At 64.9% G+C, this 17,092-nt stretch carries 20 protein-coding genes; 8 read left to right on the top strand and 12 right to left on the bottom strand.

Features of this window, described 5'->3' with window-relative positions:
• Window positions 1–5: 5 nt before the first annotated feature.
• The 3 genes from ACVWY5_RS16340 to ACVWY5_RS16330 all read right to left on the bottom strand — a co-directional run bounded on the left by ACVWY5_RS16340 (window position 6) and on the right by ACVWY5_RS16330 (window position 2,514).
• Window positions 6–965, bottom strand: coding sequence for a YVTN family beta-propeller repeat protein (locus ACVWY5_RS16340; RefSeq protein ID WP_456671774.1), 960 nt, complete (start codon window positions 963–965; stop codon window positions 6–8).
• Between the two features lie 84 nt (window positions 966–1,049).
• Window positions 1,050–1,589, bottom strand: coding sequence for an SRPBCC family protein (locus tag ACVWY5_RS16335; RefSeq protein WP_028332109.1), 540 nt, complete (start codon window positions 1,587–1,589; stop codon window positions 1,050–1,052).
• A gap of 157 nt (window positions 1,590–1,746) precedes the next feature.
• A complete protein-coding gene (locus ACVWY5_RS16330; RefSeq protein ID WP_028332110.1) occupies window positions 1,747–2,514 on the bottom strand; it encodes an AAA family ATPase in 768 nt (255 codons plus the stop codon).
• 83 nt (window positions 2,515–2,597) lie between these two features.
• Here ACVWY5_RS16330 and ACVWY5_RS16325 point away from each other — a divergent pair, with 83 nt between their 5' ends.
• Window positions 2,598–2,921 carry a hypothetical protein gene (locus ACVWY5_RS16325; RefSeq protein WP_038377162.1) on the top strand — a complete coding sequence of 108 codons (324 nt, stop codon included), beginning with the start codon at window positions 2,598–2,600 and terminating at the stop codon, window positions 2,919–2,921.
• Window positions 2,922–3,232: 311 nt separating this feature from the next.
• Here the strand turns inward: ACVWY5_RS16325 and ACVWY5_RS16320 are convergent, their stop codons facing one another.
• The 4 genes from ACVWY5_RS16320 to ACVWY5_RS16305 form a co-directional block, all read right to left on the bottom strand.
• The gene (locus ACVWY5_RS16320; RefSeq protein WP_028332112.1) at window positions 3,233–4,108 is read right to left on the bottom strand and encodes a PCC domain-containing protein; all 876 of its coding nucleotides are present in this window, start codon (window positions 4,106–4,108) and stop codon (window positions 3,233–3,235) included.
• A gap of 4 nt (window positions 4,109–4,112) precedes the next feature.
• On the bottom strand, window positions 4,113–5,753 hold the full coding sequence (locus tag ACVWY5_RS16315) for an acyl-CoA synthetase (protein ID WP_051376000.1): 1,641 nt from the start codon (window positions 5,751–5,753) through the stop codon (window positions 4,113–4,115).
• Between the two features lie 210 nt (window positions 5,754–5,963).
• Entirely contained in the window at window positions 5,964–6,365 is a 402-nt protein-coding gene (locus tag ACVWY5_RS16310; RefSeq protein WP_028332114.1) for an SPW repeat protein, read from the bottom strand.
• 180 nt (window positions 6,366–6,545) lie between these two features.
• A complete protein-coding gene (locus ACVWY5_RS16305) occupies window positions 6,546–7,490 on the bottom strand; it encodes a tetratricopeptide repeat protein (protein ID WP_028332115.1) in 945 nt (314 codons plus the stop codon).
• Window positions 7,491–7,590: 100 nt separating this feature from the next.
• Here ACVWY5_RS16305 and ACVWY5_RS16300 point away from each other — a divergent pair, with 100 nt between their 5' ends.
• Window positions 7,591–7,863 (top strand): GNAT family N-acetyltransferase, encoded by a 273-nt coding sequence (locus ACVWY5_RS16300; protein WP_028332116.1) that lies wholly within the window; start codon window positions 7,591–7,593, stop codon window positions 7,861–7,863.
• 111 nt (window positions 7,864–7,974) lie between these two features.
• Here the strand turns inward: ACVWY5_RS16300 and ACVWY5_RS16295 are convergent, their stop codons facing one another.
• Both ACVWY5_RS16295 and ACVWY5_RS16290 read right to left on the bottom strand, forming a co-directional pair.
• Window positions 7,975–8,766, bottom strand: a complete 792-nt coding sequence (locus tag ACVWY5_RS16295; RefSeq protein WP_028332117.1) for a fumarylacetoacetate hydrolase family protein — start codon at window positions 8,764–8,766, stop codon at window positions 7,975–7,977.
• A 105-nt stretch (window positions 8,767–8,871) separates the two neighbouring features.
• Window positions 8,872–9,285: a DUF3597 domain-containing protein gene (locus ACVWY5_RS16290; protein WP_028332118.1), complete on the bottom strand. Its 414-nt coding sequence runs from the start codon at window positions 9,283–9,285 to the stop codon at window positions 8,872–8,874.
• Between the two features lie 288 nt (window positions 9,286–9,573).
• Between ACVWY5_RS16290 and ACVWY5_RS16285 the strand changes: the two genes are divergently transcribed.
• Window positions 9,574–10,485, top strand: a complete 912-nt coding sequence (locus ACVWY5_RS16285) for a DUF2189 domain-containing protein (protein WP_028332119.1) — start codon at window positions 9,574–9,576, stop codon at window positions 10,483–10,485.
• A 229-nt stretch (window positions 10,486–10,714) separates the two neighbouring features.
• Entirely contained in the window at window positions 10,715–11,530 is an 816-nt protein-coding gene (locus tag ACVWY5_RS16280) for a lytic murein transglycosylase (RefSeq protein ID WP_028332120.1), read from the top strand.
• Window positions 11,531–11,664: 134 nt separating this feature from the next.
• Here ACVWY5_RS16280 and ACVWY5_RS16275 read toward each other — a convergent pair whose 3' ends face one another.
• Complete coding sequence (locus tag ACVWY5_RS16275; RefSeq protein WP_028332121.1) at window positions 11,665–11,949, bottom strand: hypothetical protein; 285 nt, start codon at window positions 11,947–11,949, stop codon at window positions 11,665–11,667.
• A 722-nt stretch (window positions 11,950–12,671) separates the two neighbouring features.
• On the opposite strand from ACVWY5_RS16275, the gene ACVWY5_RS16270 reads away from it, so the two are divergent.
• The 4 genes from ACVWY5_RS16270 to ACVWY5_RS16255 all read left to right on the top strand — a co-directional run bounded on the left by ACVWY5_RS16270 (window position 12,672) and on the right by ACVWY5_RS16255 (window position 15,849).
• On the top strand, window positions 12,672–12,824 hold the full coding sequence (locus ACVWY5_RS16270) for a DUF1127 domain-containing protein (protein WP_016846063.1): 153 nt from the start codon (window positions 12,672–12,674) through the stop codon (window positions 12,822–12,824).
• A 110-nt stretch (window positions 12,825–12,934) separates the two neighbouring features.
• A complete protein-coding gene (gene trmFO, locus ACVWY5_RS16265; protein ID WP_028332122.1) occupies window positions 12,935–14,368 on the top strand; it encodes a methylenetetrahydrofolate--tRNA-(uracil(54)-C(5))-methyltransferase (FADH(2)-oxidizing) TrmFO in 1,434 nt (477 codons plus the stop codon).
• Window positions 14,369–14,373: 5 nt separating this feature from the next.
• Window positions 14,374–15,477 (top strand): serine/threonine protein kinase, encoded by a 1,104-nt coding sequence (locus tag ACVWY5_RS16260; protein WP_028332123.1) that lies wholly within the window; start codon window positions 14,374–14,376, stop codon window positions 15,475–15,477.
• 87 nt (window positions 15,478–15,564) lie between these two features.
• On the top strand, window positions 15,565–15,849 hold the full coding sequence (locus ACVWY5_RS16255; RefSeq protein ID WP_028332124.1) for a DUF1488 family protein: 285 nt from the start codon (window positions 15,565–15,567) through the stop codon (window positions 15,847–15,849).
• Here ACVWY5_RS16255 and ACVWY5_RS16250 read toward each other — a convergent pair.
• Together ACVWY5_RS16250 and ACVWY5_RS16245 are read right to left on the bottom strand one after the other, a co-directional pair.
• Window positions 15,846–16,709 carry a phytoene/squalene synthase family protein gene (locus ACVWY5_RS16250; RefSeq protein WP_028332125.1) on the bottom strand — a complete coding sequence of 288 codons (864 nt, stop codon included), beginning with the start codon at window positions 16,707–16,709 and terminating at the stop codon, window positions 15,846–15,848. The genes ACVWY5_RS16255 and ACVWY5_RS16250 overlap by 4 nt on opposite strands.
• A complete protein-coding gene (locus ACVWY5_RS16245) occupies window positions 16,706–17,089 on the bottom strand; it encodes an Mth938-like domain-containing protein (protein ID WP_018271534.1) in 384 nt (127 codons plus the stop codon). The genes ACVWY5_RS16250 and ACVWY5_RS16245 overlap by 4 nt, the downstream gene beginning before the upstream one ends.
• Between the last annotated feature and the right edge of the window lie 3 nt (window positions 17,090–17,092).

Genomic DNA, 17,092 nt, shown 5'->3' with positions numbered 1-17,092 from the left:
TCCGCCTACTCCGTCCTCCTCAGGAACGCCCCGAACGCCCTCGGACCGTCGCCGACCTTGACCTCACCGATCACCTTCAGCTCGGCGGCGTCGATCACGCTCAGCGTGTTGCTCTCCCAGTTCGCGACCAGGATGCGCTTGCCGTCGGCGGTCGCCTCGATGCCTTCGGGGTAATCGCCGACGGTGATGCGCTTCACCGGCTGCAAGGTCGCGAGGTCGAACACGCTGACCTTGCCGTCATACTGGTCGGTGACGAAGCCGCGGCCCTGCGCCAGCGCCACCGCGTAGGGACGCAGGCCGACATGCACGCGGCCGACCTCGCGGGCGGTCGCGATGTCGATCACCGAGACGTCGTTGGTGCCGACATTGGCGGTGTAGGCGCGCTTGCCATCGGCGTCGATGGTGACACCAAACGGCCTCGTACCGACCTTCACGATCCCTCTCCGCTCGCGCGAGGCGGTGTCGATGATGGAGACGCTGTCGTCGTCGCGATCCGCCGACAGCAGCAGCAGCCCATCCGGCGTCACCGCCAGCCCGGACGGCGATGCACCGACCGCGATACTTGCGGCGACACGGCGCTCTCTGGCATCGATCATCCGCACCGCGGCGGCGTACCAGTCGGCGACATAAACCGTCGCGCCATCGGGCGCGACCGCGATGCCGAGCGGCCCGCCGCCGACATCGACCCGGCCCACCACCTTTCGCGCCGACGCGTCGACCACCGTGACCGCCTTGGCATCCGGACTGGTCACGTAGGCGAAGCGGCCGTCATTGCTGACGGCAACGCCGGCGGGCTTGCCACCGATCGCGATGGTCGCAACCGGCTTCGAGGTCGCGAGATCGACCACTGTGAGGTCGTCGCTGAGCTGGTTGGTGACGAACGCCTCCTCGGCACACGCGCGGCGCCGAGGCTGGCAAGCAGCGCGACGAGCGCAATCGAGCGCACGCCTAAAGCCCGATGAGATTGGGACAAACCGTCATCGCGCTTTGGCTCCTTGTTTTGAGCATGATCTTGTCGGAAAATCGCTTCGCACTTTTCCGGATCATGCTCAGGTCCCGCTCTCGATCTTCTTCTTCAGCGCTTCGAGCCCGGCCTTGTAGAGCCCGCTCACCGCCTTCACCGCGGCCTCGTCGCTCAGTTCCGGAGGCGGATCATTGTTCGGAAAGCCGCGATAGAACGCGCCGGCCCATTCCAGCTTCGACTTGCCGTCCGGTGCCGGCGACACCGTCAGCGTCGAGGAATAGTTGGTGACCGGCAGCACCTTCACGTCGACCGCCGTGATCCGGTACGAATAGCTCATCATCTCGGGTTCGTATTTGTAGAGTTCCTCGTCGACGGTGGCGCCGGGCCCCAACGTCAGCCGCCGCGTGGCGCCGATCTCGTTGCCTTTCTCGCCCTCGGTCCTGGCGACACCGGCGAGCCAGCCCATGTCCTGGAAATTGCCGATCACCGCCCACACCTTGGCCTGCGGCGCGTCGATCTCGATCGATTCCCGCACCTTCTGGCGGGTCGGCCCGTGAGCCCAGGCGGCCCCTAACACAGCCAATGCCGCCACCACGACGCCAGCTCGCGCGATCGTTCGCCTCATCCTTGTTCTCTCCCGATATGTACCGGCCATCCGCCGCCTGGCGCATGCCGCAGTTTATGGTCCGGGTTCTAGACTAGATCGGGGACCGGCTTCTTGCACCAGAGCGAAGTCGCGGCCGGCGGCTTCGCCGGGAGGCAAGTCAGCCGGGCGGTGGGTTTCACTCCTCGATCGCCGCCTCGACAAACCTCTTCGGGTCGTCGCAGAACTCGCGCATCAGCCGGTAGTGATCGGTGTCCCTCAGGCTCACCGGCTCCAGCGCGTATTTGCTCAGCCGCAGCAGCGTCGCATTCGGATAGGCCATCAGGACCGGTGAATGCGTGGCCATGATCACCTGGCAGTGGCCGGTGCCGTGCATCCGGTGCAGCAGCTTGAGGAATTCGATCTGGCGCGACGGCGACAGCGCCGATTCCGGTTCGTCGAAGATGAAGATGCCTTGCCGCTGGCAGCGCTCCTCGAAGAAGCGCAAGAAGCCCTCGCCATGCGAATACGACAGGAAGTTCGGCGGCAGGTCTCTGACGTCCAGCGCTGCCGCGTCCACATAGCGCGCCACCGAGAAGAAGCTCTCGGCGCGGAAGAACCAGCCATTGGTGATCTTGGGCAGCCAGCTCGCACGAAGCGCCGCGGCAAGCGAGCCGCCCATTTTCTCCACTGCACCGCCGTGATCGACCGCACGGTAGCCCTTGCCGCCGCCGGCGTCATCATAGCCGGCCATCACGGCGATCCCCTCGAGCAGCGTCGACTTGCCGGTACCGTTCTCGCCGACAATGATGGTGATTGCCTTGTCGAAGCTGAGCTCGAAATCGTCGCGCAGCAGCGGCAGCGCGAACGGATATGCGTTGCGATTGGGAATGCGCTTGGGATCGAGCCAGACGCGCCTCAGATATGGCGCGGGCATGTTGATCGGGCGGTGTCGTCCTCTGGCCATCGGCGCGGATCCGGGGAAACAACGGCGGGTGGCCCAGTTTATATGATAGGAGCCCGCAGCAATCCTAGATGGCCGGATGTCCCATGCCTAGCAAAGCTTACGCCCTCTTCCGCAAGGCGATCCTCAACGAACAGCAAGCGGTCTGCATCCATGACGGCCGGCCGCGCGAACTCTGCCCGCACATCATCGGCCACAACAGGAGCGGTGAAGAGGTCGTGCTGGCCTGGCAGTTCGGCGGCTCGAGCTCGGGCCAACTGCCGCAATGGCGCTGCCTGCGGCTCGCTCGCGTCGGCGACATCAGCCTGCGCAACGGCGCTTGGTACGAGGGCGGCTCGCGTCGCACCGAGCAGACCTGCGTCAGCGAGATCGACCTCGACATCAACATCGATGTCCGCAAGCGGCGGTGAGCGGCCCCCGCGCCCTCTGGTCAAGAGAGGGCGGCGAAGGCAGCAAACCTCGGACAATTCATGTCGCGAGTGGATGTGTGTCTCGCAGATCGCGCAACAAATTAGGTGTCGTCCCGGGCAAGCGAAGCGCGAGCCGGGACCCATAACCACCGAAGGTCATTAGTGCATAACGCTGGAACCACAGCTCGCTTCGACAACGAACGTCTGTGGTTATGGGTCCCTGCTTTCGCAGGGACGACAGCGGAGGCCGCCGCGCGATATCGGCTCCGGCCTTCGCCGGGACGACGATGGGGATGGAGCGTGCAGTGCCCCTACGGCTGCTCCGCCTCCTCAAGCACCTCCAGCGCCAGCTCCATCGTCATCAGCACCGGATTGTCGCCGCGCACCAGACGTCCCTCGGCGATGCCGCCGAGATAGTCGACCAGTGCGACGTCGAGCTCGGCATGCAGCCGGCCATCCGCGTCCGGTGCGATCTCGCCCGCGGTCACCGCGAGCTCGGTCGCGAACGGCACCACGCTGTGGCCGTCGGTGAGGACGGCACCGATGGTCGAGCCGACGCCGCCATGCAGCCGCGCGCGCAGGATGCCGTGCTGGCGGCAGAAGCCTTCCAGCGCGCAGGCAAAATCCTGGTTCGGCCGCAGCCGCAGCACGAAGACATGGCTCGTGGTCCTGGCCCCACGCGGCGCGCTGGCGACGGGACCGAACAGCTTGAAATTGGTCTCACTGTCCGCTTCAGCCAGGAACGTCGCGCCGTCGATCCCGAACGCGTTCACCTCGAACGGCTCGGCGACAATGGTTTCGTCCGGCAGCATGTGGCCGCCGTTGAAGCGGCCGTCGGCTTCGGTCCACAGGCCGTGGCAATGAAAGAACGGCGCGCCGTCACGTTCGCCGAAGGTCAGCGCCGCCAGCTTGAGCCGCGTCACGCCGTCGGGACGGAACGTGTCGCTGTAGAACGCGGCGTTGACGCCGTCCTTCGACAGCGCCGGCATCACATAGGCGAACGGCCCGAGCGCGCCGCTTTTCGCGCTGAGGACGCCGCCGGAAAAACCCTCCGCCGCAAAGCCGCGGCGTACGGCTTCGAGCAAGGGAATGCCGGCCTCGAGCACGAATGAAAAGGCGCGGCCGCGCGCGCTGACCCGTTGGATGCGCTCTGGATGCGGAGCGCCAGGCTGGGCGATGCTGCGCATCGCCTCACGCGCCCGTCGATTTGGCGATCACCTCGAGCAACCCGCGCGCCTCGAGCTCGTCGCGGATCAGCCGCTTCGGCACCTTGCCGTAGCCGGATTTCGGCAGCGCCTCCCAGAAGAAGAAGCGTTTCGGCATCTTGTAGCGCGGCACTTTTGGCGCGAGATAGGCGGCAAGCTCCGCCTCCGCGACCGCCTCGGTGCCTTCGCGCGCGACGCAGACCGCGACGCCGACCTCGCCCCAGAAGGGATCGGGCACGCCGAGCACGGCGACCTCGCCGACTGCGGGATGGGTCAGGAGCTTCTCCTCGATCTCGCGCGGATAGATGTTGGAGCCGCCCGAGATGTACATGTCGGAGGCGCGGCCGGTGATGTAGACGAAGCCCTCCTCGTCCATGTGGCCGAGGTCGCCGGTGCGGAACCAGCCGTCGCGAAACGCCTTCGCGTTGGCCTCGGGGTTGTCGTAGTAGCCCGCGAACACGCCGGGACCGATCACGCAGATCTCGCCGGTCTCGTGCGCCTTCAGCTCGCTTCCATCGTCGCCCTGGATCGAGACCTGCATCCCGGTGCGCTCGAAGCCGCAGGTGCCGATCCGCGCATGCAGCCCGTCCTCGGGATGGTGCAGGCCGGGCGGCAGCACGGTGATGTTGCCGGTGACCTCGCCGAGACCGAAATACTGCACCAGCACGCCGCCGAGCTTGTTCAGCGCGGCCTTCTGGTCCTCGCGATACATCGGCGCGCCGGCGTAGATGATGTAGCGCAGCGAGGAGTGGTCGTGTTGGTCGGCGGCGGGATGCTCGACCATCATCTTCAGGATGGTCGGCACCGTGAACATGTTGCTGACGCGATGCTTGGCGATCAGCCGGAAGGCTTCGGCGATGTCGAACTTTTCCGACGGCAGCAGGATGGTCGGCACGCCGCGCGCGGTCTGCACCAATTGATGTACGCCGGCGCCATGCGACAGCGGCGCCACCACCAGCGAGGCGTCCTCTTCCGTGGTGCCGGGCATCAAGTCGGCGAGATGGTTGGTGATGATGAAGGCCATCTGGCCATGGGTCAGGACCGCGGCCTTGGAGCGGCCGGTGGTGCCGGAGGTGAAGAAGAACCAGCAGGGATCGTCATAGTCGACGGCAACGTTCTCGGCCACAGCGCCGGCGTGCGTGGCGATGACGTCGCCGACGGTCGCCTCGCCGAACGTGCCCTCCTCCCCAATCCGCCAGACGAATTCGAGCGCGGGATTGGCTGCTGCCTTGGCATGCTCGGGGAAGTCGGCGTGGCAGAGAAACGCCTTGGCGCCGGAAGCCACCGCGAGATAAGCGACCTCGTCCGGCATCAGGCGGAAATTGGTCGGCACCCAGACCGCGCCGAGCCGGAAGGCCGCGAACATCGACCAGAACATCTCGTCGCAGTTCTTGGAATGCACCAGGATGCGGTCGCCCTTGACGATGCCACGCGCCGCCAATGCCGCCGCCAGCGCCGAGACGTTCTGGTCGATATGGCGCCACGACCAGGCCTTCTCGTTCCAGACGAAGCCGGGGCGATCGCCGTGGCGGCGGGCGTTCTGGGTCAGGATGTAGGCGAGGTTCATCACCCGGCGCGATACTCGCGCGATCCCGCCGCGCGGCGCGGCAGCAGCCGTCCCGCTCATTGCCGCCCCGCCGATACGCACAACAGACAGGGCAAGGTCAGGACGGTCATCGGGTGTTTCCTCGGTCAGAACCGGGCGTCTTCAAGCGCCGCAAGGGATTGGTACCGCCCGGTTTATCGCCAAGCCGCCGCCTTCGGCAAGGCCCGCCGGGCGCAGCCCGATGATTCCGCGCGCCGGTGGCGGTCAACCCGTTGTTTTCTGCCCAGGCCGCTACTGCGGGTGCTTGGCGAGTTCCTGCTCGCTCAGGTTCCAGTCCTGCCACAGCTGCAACGCGCCTATAAAGGCGACCAGGGCGCCGAGCAGGATGTGCCAGAACTGCAGCGCGTGGTCCTCGGCGTAACCAAAGACCATGGGCGACGCCATCAGCCAGAGACCGAGCAGGATGCTGGCCACCTCCTCCCAGCGGTGCAGCGCGACATATTCGAGCTGGGCGATGCCGAGCACCAGCATGCCGACCATGAAGCTGTTGAGGACGAGGTGGCTGCGCTCGATATCGACGGCGCCGCTCACCTGCATCGGAAACCAGGGAGAGACCATGATCAGCACGCCGAGCAGCATGCCGAACCAGTCCTCCCAGGGACGGTGTGTGTTGAAGAAACGATTGTCCGACATGACGAACCTCCTCCGACAAGAGGCATACGTCGGCGGCCGGCTCCGCCACTCCGTACCAGACGACCATCCGGCCGCATCAGGGGCGTATGTCTGACATCAAACCTAATCGAACTGCATCCATTCGCAAGGCCTGTGCCGCGTGTGCGCGACACGGCGGGAGCAGCCGTGGCCGGCAGGATGTCACCGCGCCCCGCCGAGCCGCGCCAGTGCCCCCTTGGCGCTCTGGAGATCGGGCTGCAGCTCGAGCGCCTTGCGGAAATCGGCCGCCGCGCCCTTCTTGTCGCCGAGCCGTAGCTTGGCCTGGCCGCGATTGTTCCAGGAATAGACGTCGGCGGGATCGTATTGCAGCGCCTTGTCGTAATCGGCGAGCCCGCCCTTGTTGTCGCCCTGAAAGAGCCGGATCATGCCGCGGTTGCGCCAGCCGCGCGCGTCGGTCGGCGCGATCCTCGCCGCCTCGCCATAGTCGGCGGCGGCGCGATCGAGCTGCTCGGTATCGCGATAGACATTGCCGCGGTTGATGTAGGCGAGCACGTTGGGCTCGAGCTTGATCTCGGTGGTGAAGTCGGCGATCGCATGCGCCGCATCGCGCTTGCGGTGGTAGACGAAGCCGCGATTGCCGTAGGCGGTGGCGAGTTGCGGATTGAATTTGATGGCGAGGCTGAGATCGGCCAGCGCGCGGTCGAGATCGCCCTTGTTGAGCCAGGCATCGCCGCGGTTGTTGTAGGCCAGCGCGAACGCCGGATCGATGCGGATCGCCTCGTCGTAATCGGCAATCGCATGATCGAGATCGCGCCTGAAGGCGTAGACGCGGCCGCGATTGGTGTAGGCGCAGGCATAGGCGGGATCGAGCTTGATGGCCTCGTTGAGGTCGGCGAGCGCAGCGTCGAGCTCGCGCTTCTCCGTCAGCCCATGGCCGCGATTGCAATAGGCCCCGGCCAGCCGCTTGCCGGCCTCGGCCTTGCCGTCGATCACCGTGGTGCAGGCAGCCACGCGGTCGCCGGGTGCCGTCGTCAGGCCGACGCAGGTCTGCCAGCTCGGATCGTCGGTGGCAGCGGCTTGCGGCGGGTCTGGAAGCGTCAGGGCGGCGCCGAGCAACACGGCGGTCAGACAGGCCAAAATGCGCATATCGTCAATCCACAAATGCCAATTTGCGGGTTGGTCGCGGCTTTGCACCGGCCGGTTCACACGCTTACATCAGGGCCTGTGAATCAACCGGGATTTTGCGATGGCCGCCGTCCGCGACAACAGGGACCAAAACCGCTTCGAGCTCGACACCGAGGGCGGCCTCGCTTTTGCGAACTACCGGCGGACGCCCGCGGCCGTCATCATCACCCATACCGAGACACCGCGCGCCCTGCGCGGCCGCGGCATCGCATCGGAGCTGGTCAAGGGTGCGCTGGATCTGATCCGCGCCGACGGCCGCAAGGTGATCGCCGGCTGCGGTTTTGTGGTGGATTACCTCAACAAGCATCCGGAACACGCGGACCTTGCCGGCTAGAGCCCGTTCCGTTCCGATGGAATCGGAACGGGCTCTAGCTTTTCCTTATGACGCGTCTTCTTTACGCGAACAGGTATCCACTTCGCTCGAAAACGCTTTGCGCCGCGTTCGTCAGACGATCTTGATCGACATGTCGGGCAGGCCTTCGAGCTTGCACAGCAACACGTCGCCCTTGACCACCGGACCGACGTTCTCCGGCGTACCGGAATAAATGATGTCGCCGGCCTTCAACTCGAATGCCTCGGACAGCTTTGCGATCTGCTCGGCGACGCTCCAGATCATGTTCTTCAGATCCGAGCTTTGTCGCACCGTGCCGTTGATCGCGAGCGAGATGGCCCCTTGCGTGAAATGGCCGGTCTTGTCAGCCGGATGGATCGGCCCAAGCACCGCGGCATGGTCAAAGCTCTTGCCGATCTCCCAGGGCTTCTTCTCCGCGGCCATGCCGTTCTGCAGATCGCGCCGCGTCATGTCGAGGCCGAGCGCGTAGCCATAGACATGATCGAGCGCCTTGTCGGCCGGAATATTGGTGCCGCCGGATTTCAGCGCGGCGACCAGCTCGACCTCGTGGTGATAGTTCTTGGTCAGCGACGGATAGGGATGATCTGCGACGGTGCCGATCGCGACATTCTGAACCGCATCCGTCGGCTTCTGGAAGAAGAACGGCGGCTCGCGCGTCGGATCCGAACCGCGCTCGATGGCGTGCGCGGCGTAGTTGCGGCCGATGCAGTAGATGCGGCGAACCTGGAACACCTCGCTGGCGCCGACGATCGGGATCGTCACGGCGGCGACCGGAAACATCGCCTTCGGCGTGGCCTCGGCATGGGCCGGCGCGGATTGCGCGGCGGCGCCGGCCAGTGCGAGGGCGCCGGTCGCAAGCATCGTCCGGCGATCGAGATCAGTCATGGGCGTTCTCCTTGTTGTTGTTGGCCGACCTATAGATGTTCGCCGATCGATAAAAAAGGGCCCGCGTTGGCGCGGGCCCTTTCTATGCACGGGAGGATGATCCCGTCAGTGCTTGATGTCGGGGGGCAGCTTGCCGCCATTGGCCGCGAGCTTGGTCATCACCTGCTTGTGCAGCCAGATGTTCATGCTGGCGGAATCGCTGGTGTCGCCGGTGTAGCCGAGCTCCTTGGCGAGCTCCTTGCGGGCCGACAGACTGGAGTCGATGTCGAGCGCCTTCATCAGGTCGACGATCGAGGTCCGCCACTCGAGCTTCTCGCCCTTGGCGGCAACCGCCTTGTCGAGGATCGGGGCGACGTCAACGGACTGCGCCGGCGCCGCGCCGGCGGGCACTGCGGCAGGAGACGACGATGCGCTGCCGGATCCACCGGCGGGGGCTGCGCTTGTGGCCGTTCCGCCGGCGGGCGCAGCGGTGGCGCTGCTGCCGAAGATCGCGCCCATGATTTTTCCGAAAATGCTCATCGTTCGCTCCCAAGAGAGTTGAGATGTGAAGGCCAGACGGCCTTGGGGCGCCTGACCGAGGTCGCAGTTCAAGTCTATCGCCCCCTCCATAGCTTGCCAATGCGACATTCACTTAAGCGTGAGTGCTTTTGGCGCAGTTTGGGAGTAGCCTCATTGCACAGTTCGCGACACGGCCAGTTCCCTGCTCTGTCTTTCGCGTCTGGCTTGATCGTGATCGCTTCGAGAGGCGGCAGGTTTGTGCCCGCGTGCCGGGCGCCAGATGCGACCGCGCAGAGGGAGACAACGACCATGGCCACATCATACCAAGGCAATGTCAGTTCGATGACGCAGAGCGGACAAGGCGCCGCGTCTGCGCCGGTCATCCGCACCATCGGCCTGTCCGATTTGCATCATGCGCTGCGTCTCGGCTGGGAAGACTTCAAGGCGGTGCCAAGTCATGCCATCGTCCTCTGCCTGATCTATCCTGTGCTCGGCCTCGTGCTTGCGCGCACCGTGCACGGCTATTCCGTGCTCCCCCTACTGTTTCCGCTGGCCGCGGGCTTTGCCCTACTCGGCCCGTTTGCCGCCATCGGCCTCTACGAGATGAGCCGCCGCCGCGAGGACGGCGGGGAAGCATCTGCCTGGGATGCCATGGAGGTATTCCGCTCACCGTCATTCGGCGCGATGCTTGGGGTCGGAACGCTGCTGTTCGCGCTGTTCGTGACCTGGATCGCCACCGCCCAGGCGATCTACACGGCGGTGTTCGGCTATGAGACCGCGGCCAACATTCCCGATTTTGCCGCGCGCGTGCTGACCACCCAGCAAGGCTGGTGGCTCATCGTGGTCGGCTGCAGCGTCGGCTTCCTGTTCGCGCTCGTCGCGCTTTGCATCAGCGTGATCGCCTTCCCCATGATGCTCGACCGCCAGGCGACCGCCGGCGAGGCCATGGTGACGTCGATGCGCGCCGTCGCACAGAACCCGGTGCCGATGGCGGCCTGGGGCCTGATCGTCGCGGTGCTGCTGGTGCTGGGCACGATCCCGTTCTTCCTCGGGCTTGCCGTGGTGATCCCGCTGCTCGGTCACGCCACCTGGCATCTCTATCGCGAGGTCATCGTCAAGGATCCGAATGCGCGGCCGGTGATCCCCGAACCGCGCGAGCGCAAGCCCGCCGCGGACTTCCCGGCCAATTTGTTTCCTTGGCGGCGCAGCGATCGCGGCTAAGCGCCGCTAACCCGGATTCGTAAACGTCAAAGCAACCGCCGGCCGATATGTTCGGCCGGCGGTTTGTCGTTCAGGATCGTCAAATGGGTGTGAAACTGGCGTGGCATTTGCAGCGCGGCCTGAGAAAAACGGCTCGGTCACGAGCCTTGTTTTGGCCGCTGTTGCCGCGAACATACCCGCCGCCTTCGCGACCAATCGACGACATCGCAGACTCCGGAGTGAATTGCCTATGACCTCTCGCTCTTGCTTTCGCACGCTCGCCATCGGCGCGTGGCTCCTGACCTCGACGGCATCGGCGCTGGCCGCTCAATGCGGCACGGGCACGTTCGAATCCTGGCTCGACGATTTCAAGAAAGAGGCTGCGACGAAGGGCATTTCGCAGAACGCGATCCAGGCCGGGCTGGCTGGCGTCACGCAGGACAAGGCGATCCTCGCCCGCGACCACTCGCAGCAGGTGTTCAGCCAGACCTTCGAGCAATTCTCGGGCCGCATGGTGCCGCCGCGGCTCAATCGCGGCTCCGACATGATGAAGCGCTACGGCTCGGTGCTGTCGCGAATCGAGGAGGCCTACGGCGTACCGGGCGAAATCCTCGTCGCGATCTGGGGACTGGAGACCGATTTCGGCGTCAACACCGGAAAGTTTCCGACCATACGTTCGCTGGCGACGCTCGCCTATGATTGCCGCCGCTCCGACATGTTCAAGGCCGAGTTGACGGACGCCTTGCGCATCGTCGAGCGCGGCGATCTGCCGCCGCAGGAGATGCGCGGCGCCTGGGCCGGCGAGATCGGCCAGACTCAATTCATGCCGTCGTCCTACATCAAGTTCGCGGTCGACTTCGACGGCAACGGCAAGCGCGACCTCCTGCACAACGTGCCCGACGTGCTGGCGTCGACGGCGAACTATTTGAAGAGCTATGGCTGGAAGAAGGGCAAGGGCTGGGAGCCCGGCAGCGAGAATTTTGCGGTGATCCAGCAGTGGAACAAGAGCGAGGTATACGCCAAGACGATCGGCTACTTCGCCACCCAACTCGCCAAGGCTCCGTAGCGCTTTCACACCAGCTTGAGCGGCGCAGCGAGGCGAACCTTCTGCTCTGACTAGATCAAAGCTGGTTCAGCTACGGATGAATCAAAAAGGGCCGACTGCCCCAGGCAATCGGCCCTTATCGCTATGATCAAAACCTACTTCGCCATGCTGGCTTCGGCAGCCTTGCTGAGATGCGCGCCGCAAGCGCCCCACTTGTTGTTCAGCATCGCGTCCTGGGCGAGCGAGACTTCCTTCTCCGCCGCGAATTTGACCTCATTGTCAGCCATGGCTTCGACTGCAGCTTCGGTCTTGCCGAGATTGGCACCGCTGCAGCCGAGGCCCGCGTGATGACGATGCGCGGCCTGAGCGGGAGCGACAGCATAGGCAACGGCAGCCACGGTGGCTGCTGCGATCAATGTCTTAATCATGGGATGATCCATCTGTTTTTCTTGGACAGATCCCAGCGTGATTGCGGAATCTGCGGAACGATTATTCGCTGTTCCCGACACCGTTCAGAATGAACTTCGCGCGATACAAATGTGATGAGCGCTGCGCGCGCATCGCGCATGCGTTGCATAGTGTTTTGATTACGTGTCGGTAAGGAAGCGCCGCCGCAATAGCTTTGCTCGATGCATTCACTTCAATCGAGCTGCGCTTCCGATAATCAGCAGACCGTTCGCGCGGCAGGCAAAAATCCGATCGGGGAGAAGGACCGAATTACCTCTGAGGTCAATGCGACTGATTGACGCTACGCTTACCTAGGTGTCGACATCGTCATGTTATGAATATTCAATCATTCATACCGCAATATTCAGCATGCGAATCACGCATGGAACACGTCGCCGTGATCCGGCGTCAGCCGCGCGTCATCCCTTGACCGAACGGTCCGTAATTACCATGTAGACGGCGTAATCCAGCGCGCTATCACCCTTCTAACTCACTGATCTCAAGAAGATTTTGACGTCGTCGCCCGATTCTATGGAACTTTGGTCCACGGGTCCTGTCCCCATGCGCCAAACGGTTAACCGGAACTTACCGTCGCTATGCGTTTTGAGCTTAGCTGCATCGCAACATCGGAACTACCGCACTGCACTATATCATCTATATTCACTTCAACGATGAGGCTTTGGAAAAGCTGAATCTGAATTACTAGGAGACTACCATGTTGCTCTCGCTCATCCGCATGATCCAGGCTTTCCGGGATTATCAGCGCAATGTCAGCGAACTGTCCCAGCTCAGCGATCGCGAACTCGCCGATATCGGCCTCGACCGCTCGGACATTCCGCGCGTTGCCGCCGGCACCTACAACGGCTAATCGGCCGCAAGCCATCTGCTGAACGGATAACGCCCGCTTCCACAGCGGGCGTTGTCGTTTGTGGTGCGGTTTCAGATGCATATGAGATCAAAACGCGCTAACGCTGCGCGATGACACCGCATCAATCCTCTTCCCAACCCGTGCACATCGTGGGCGCGGGGCTCGCCGGCTCGGAAGCCGCCTGGCAGGTCGCCAATGCCGGCGTCCGCGCCGTGCTGCATGAAATGCGCCCGCACCGGATGACCGAGGCGCATCGGACCGAAGGCTGCGCCGAACTGGTCTGCTCGAACTCCTTCCGCTCCGACGATGCCGCCAACAACGCGGTCGGGCTGCTGCACGCGGAGATGCGGCGGCTGGGCTCCCTGATCATGCGCTCGGCCGACGCCAACCAGGTGCCCGCCGGCGGCGCGCTGGCGGTCGACCGCGACGGCTTTTCGGCCGCCGTCACCAAGGCGCTCAATGAACATCCGCTGATCGAGATCAGCCGAGAGGAAGTCGCAGGGCTGCCGCCGGCCGACTGGAGCAACGTCATCGTCGCGACCGGCCCCCTCACCTCGGCACCGCTTGCCGACGCGATCAGGCAGCTGACCGACGAGAGCGCGCTGGCATTCTTCGACGCGATCGCGCCGATCGTGCACAAGGATTCCATCGACATGTCGGTGGCCTGGTTTCAGTCGCGCTACGACAAGGTCGGCCCCGGCGGCACCGGCGCCGACTACATCAACTGCCCGATGACGAAGGAGCAGTATGACGCCTTCGTCGCGGCGCTGCTCGATGGCGAGAAGATCGACTTCAAGGACTGGGAAACCAACACGCCCTATTTCGACGGCTGCCTGCCGGTCGAGGTGATGGCCGAACGTGGTCACGAGACGCTGCGCCACGGGCCGATGAAGCCGGTGGGATTGACCAATCCGCACAACCCGACCGTCAAGCCATATGCGATCGTCCAGCTGCGGCAGGACAACAAGCTCGGCACGCTCTACAACATCGTCGGCTTCCAGACCAAGCTGAAGCACGGCGCGCAGCAGCGCGTGTTCCGCACCATCCCGGGCCTCGAGAACGCGGAGTTCGCCCGCCTCGGCGGCCTGCATCGCAATACCTTCCTGAATTCGCCAAAGCTGCTCGACGGACAGTTGCGTCTGCGCGCGCAGCCGCGGCTGCGCTTCGCCGGGCAGATGACGGGCTGCGAGGGTTACGTCGAGTCGGCCAGCGTCGGCCTGATCGCCGGCCTTTGCGCTGCCGCCGACATGCGCGGTGCCGCGCTGACGCCGCCGCCGGCGACGACCGCGCTCGGCGCGCTGCTCGGCCACATCACCGGCGGCCACATCGAAGCGATCGAGGCCGGTTCGCGCTCGTTCCAGCCGATGAACATCAATTTCGGTCTGTTCCCGCCGCTGGCCAGTGCGCCGACCAAGAAGCCGGACGGCTCGCGGCTGCGCGGCAACGAGAAGACCGTCGCCAAGAAGCAGGCGATGAGCGCGCGCGCGCTCGCCGATCTCGACCACTGGATCGCAGAGCATCTGCGCGTTGCTGCAGCGGCCTGACAGTCATGAGCTTGCCGAAAGACGATGACGCCACCCTGTCGGTGCGGTGGAGCCAGGGCGTGCTGCTCAAGCGCGACGTGTTCTCGACCGTCGAGCGCGGCCGCTTCCGCGCCGATGACGGCGAGGTCGACGGCGTGCTGCGCCGGCTCGATCAGGTGCCGTTCTGGTCGTTCGCCCTGGCGCTGCATCTGTTCTCGCGCGAGCGCCGCGCGCTGGCCTTGGCGCGCGACCTCGACGTCGGGCCGAAGCTGTTGTGGGCCGGCCGTCGCGCACTGGTGCGCGGCTTCATCGACGGCGCGGCGCTGCATCTGGCGAAGCCGCACGGCGATGTCGCCTATTTTCGTTCCGCCAAGGCGGCGTTGCGCAAGCTGCATCGCGCCGGCATCTGCCACAACGATCTCGCCAAGGAGCAGAACTGGCTGGTCGGCCGCGATGGCCGCGCCTACCTCACCGACTTCCAGCTTGCCGCCTGCTTCAAGACCCGCAGCCGACTGTTCCGCATCGCCGCCTATGAGGATCTGCGGCATCTGTTGAAGCACAAGCGCAGTTACGCGCCGGAGGCGTTGACGCCGAAGGAGCGCAAGGTGCTCGCCAAGAAGTCCGCGGTCGCCAGCATCTGGCTCAAGACCGGCAAGAAGGTCTATCAGGCGATCACGCGCGGCATCTTCAATTTCACCGACCGCGAAGGCGGCGGCCGGAGGCTGGTCAACGACGCCCCGGTATTGATCGATCTGATCCGCAAGAATCCGCAGGTGCGCGACACCGCGATCGTCGCCTTTGCCGACCGGCGCGTCGGCGTCGGACTCTACGCCTTCGTCGAGGCGGACCAGTCCGCGCTGGAAAAGACGCTGCGCAACGAGCTTACCGCGGCCAGGGGCGTCAAGCCGCCCGAACACATCCAGGTCGTGCACGCGCTGCCGCGCGACGCCGCCGGCAAGCCGCGCACCGAAATCCTGCAGCTCGTCGCCATGAACCAGATCGACCTGATCGAGCCGATGATGCGCAGCGACGCCGATCGCGAGTTCCTCAAGGACATCCTCGAGCAACGCAAGAATCTGCGCGACCGCTTCAATTTTGAAGTCGCCGAGATGGACCGGCCGGCGGGTTAGCGCGCGCTTCCCGGCGCGTGGCCCTCGACAAACGCGGCGCGAAGCTCCACTCTTTGCGAGGGGTAGCGCGCTCAAGGGACAAGTTTAATGCCACTCACCCGTGGCCGGATCGGGGGATACGATTCCGAACGACTGGCGTTCGGATTCACCATGATGAACGGCGACCAGGAAATCGAATGCCAGATCAGCGACGCCGCACTGGACGAGCTGGCCGGCACGCGCGGAACGGCGAGCATGGCGCGGCAGGCGCAGTTCGTCGCGCTGCGCGACGCGGTCGAACAGATCGCATCCGACATCTACGACAGCGGTCGGATCGTCAGGGGCACAACGATCCGGATCTTCACCAAGCACATCGCGAAAGAGCAGAGCTAGCGACCGAACTCCTCCGTGCGCGCGGCTCGCCACAACGTCCAGAGCGTGCGCAGGCGCGAGACCGGCTTCGGCAGGAACGGGTCGTAGTCCTCCCTCCTCGCCCGGGTCAGCTCGCGCCTCACGCAAGCGAGCGGCAGGAAGATCGGCCTCACGCCGGACGGGACATCCGCAAGCAGCCCGAATGCGGTCTTGAGATGGCCCTGCGCCTCGTCCGCAAGCTGATCGATCGCGGCACGGATGTTCGGCGTCACCTTGCCGGCGAACACCTCCTCCTTGCTGCCGCCGTGCTGCTGCAGCAGCTGTAACGGCAGAAACAGCTGATGCCGTGAGGCATCGCGGCCGAGCGTAGCGATGACCTGCGCCATGCCCTGGGCAAGACCCGCATGACGGGCCAGGTGATCGATCGCCTCCGACGGCCGCGCCACCACGCGCGTGGCCTGCGAGAACAGCACTGAGGCCGTGGCGTCGAGATAGCCCTCGAGCGCGGCCAGCGACGGCATCGGGTCGTTGTAGAGATCGAACTGGTGCTCCTCGACCAGCCGCGAGAATGGCGAGACCGGCAGACGGTGATTGCGGATCGTGTGCAGCAGTTCTGCCGCAACCGGATTGCCCTCGACGCCGCCATGGCCCGCGCCGGCCAGCATATCGGTCCACCATTGCAGCCGCATCTCGCCGGGCAGCGGCTGGCTGACCTGCTCATGCACGCGCGAGACCTCGATGTTGAAGGCGTAGATCGCAAGCATCGCCCGCCGCTCCGGGCCCGGCAGGAACAGGGTCGACGCGTAGCGCACGAAGTCATGGCTCCGCACCAGATCGGCGCAGAAGGCCGCGCCGTCCTTCGGTGCCTCCGTCGCGCTCATGGCACCGCGATCAGCGCCGCCGCGACGCGACGCCGCTCGCCCAGCATGATGTTGTAGGTGCGGATCGCAGGTCCCGTCTGCATCGGATCGAGCACCACCCGCACGGCCCGCAAGGCCTCGCGCAAGCCCTTTGGCGGGACCCAGACGTCGGTGCCGGTGCCGACGATCAGTGTGTCGATCGCATTGGCGGCCGCGAACACCTTTTGCAGCGAGTATTCGTCGATCTCCTGCGGCCGGGTGACCGGCCAGGCCCAGATCGAGTCAGGCAGGCACAAGAGCGAGCCGCGGTGCGACATATCGGCAAACGCGAAGCCGCCCTTGCCGTAGGCCTCGATCGGCGCCGACCTCGGAAGATGGGGAGCGTCCGAGGAGTTGCTCATGAC

Source organism: Bradyrhizobium sp. USDA 3256, from assembly GCF_054058275.1.
This window is presented reverse-complemented; position numbering and strand designations above follow the sequence as displayed.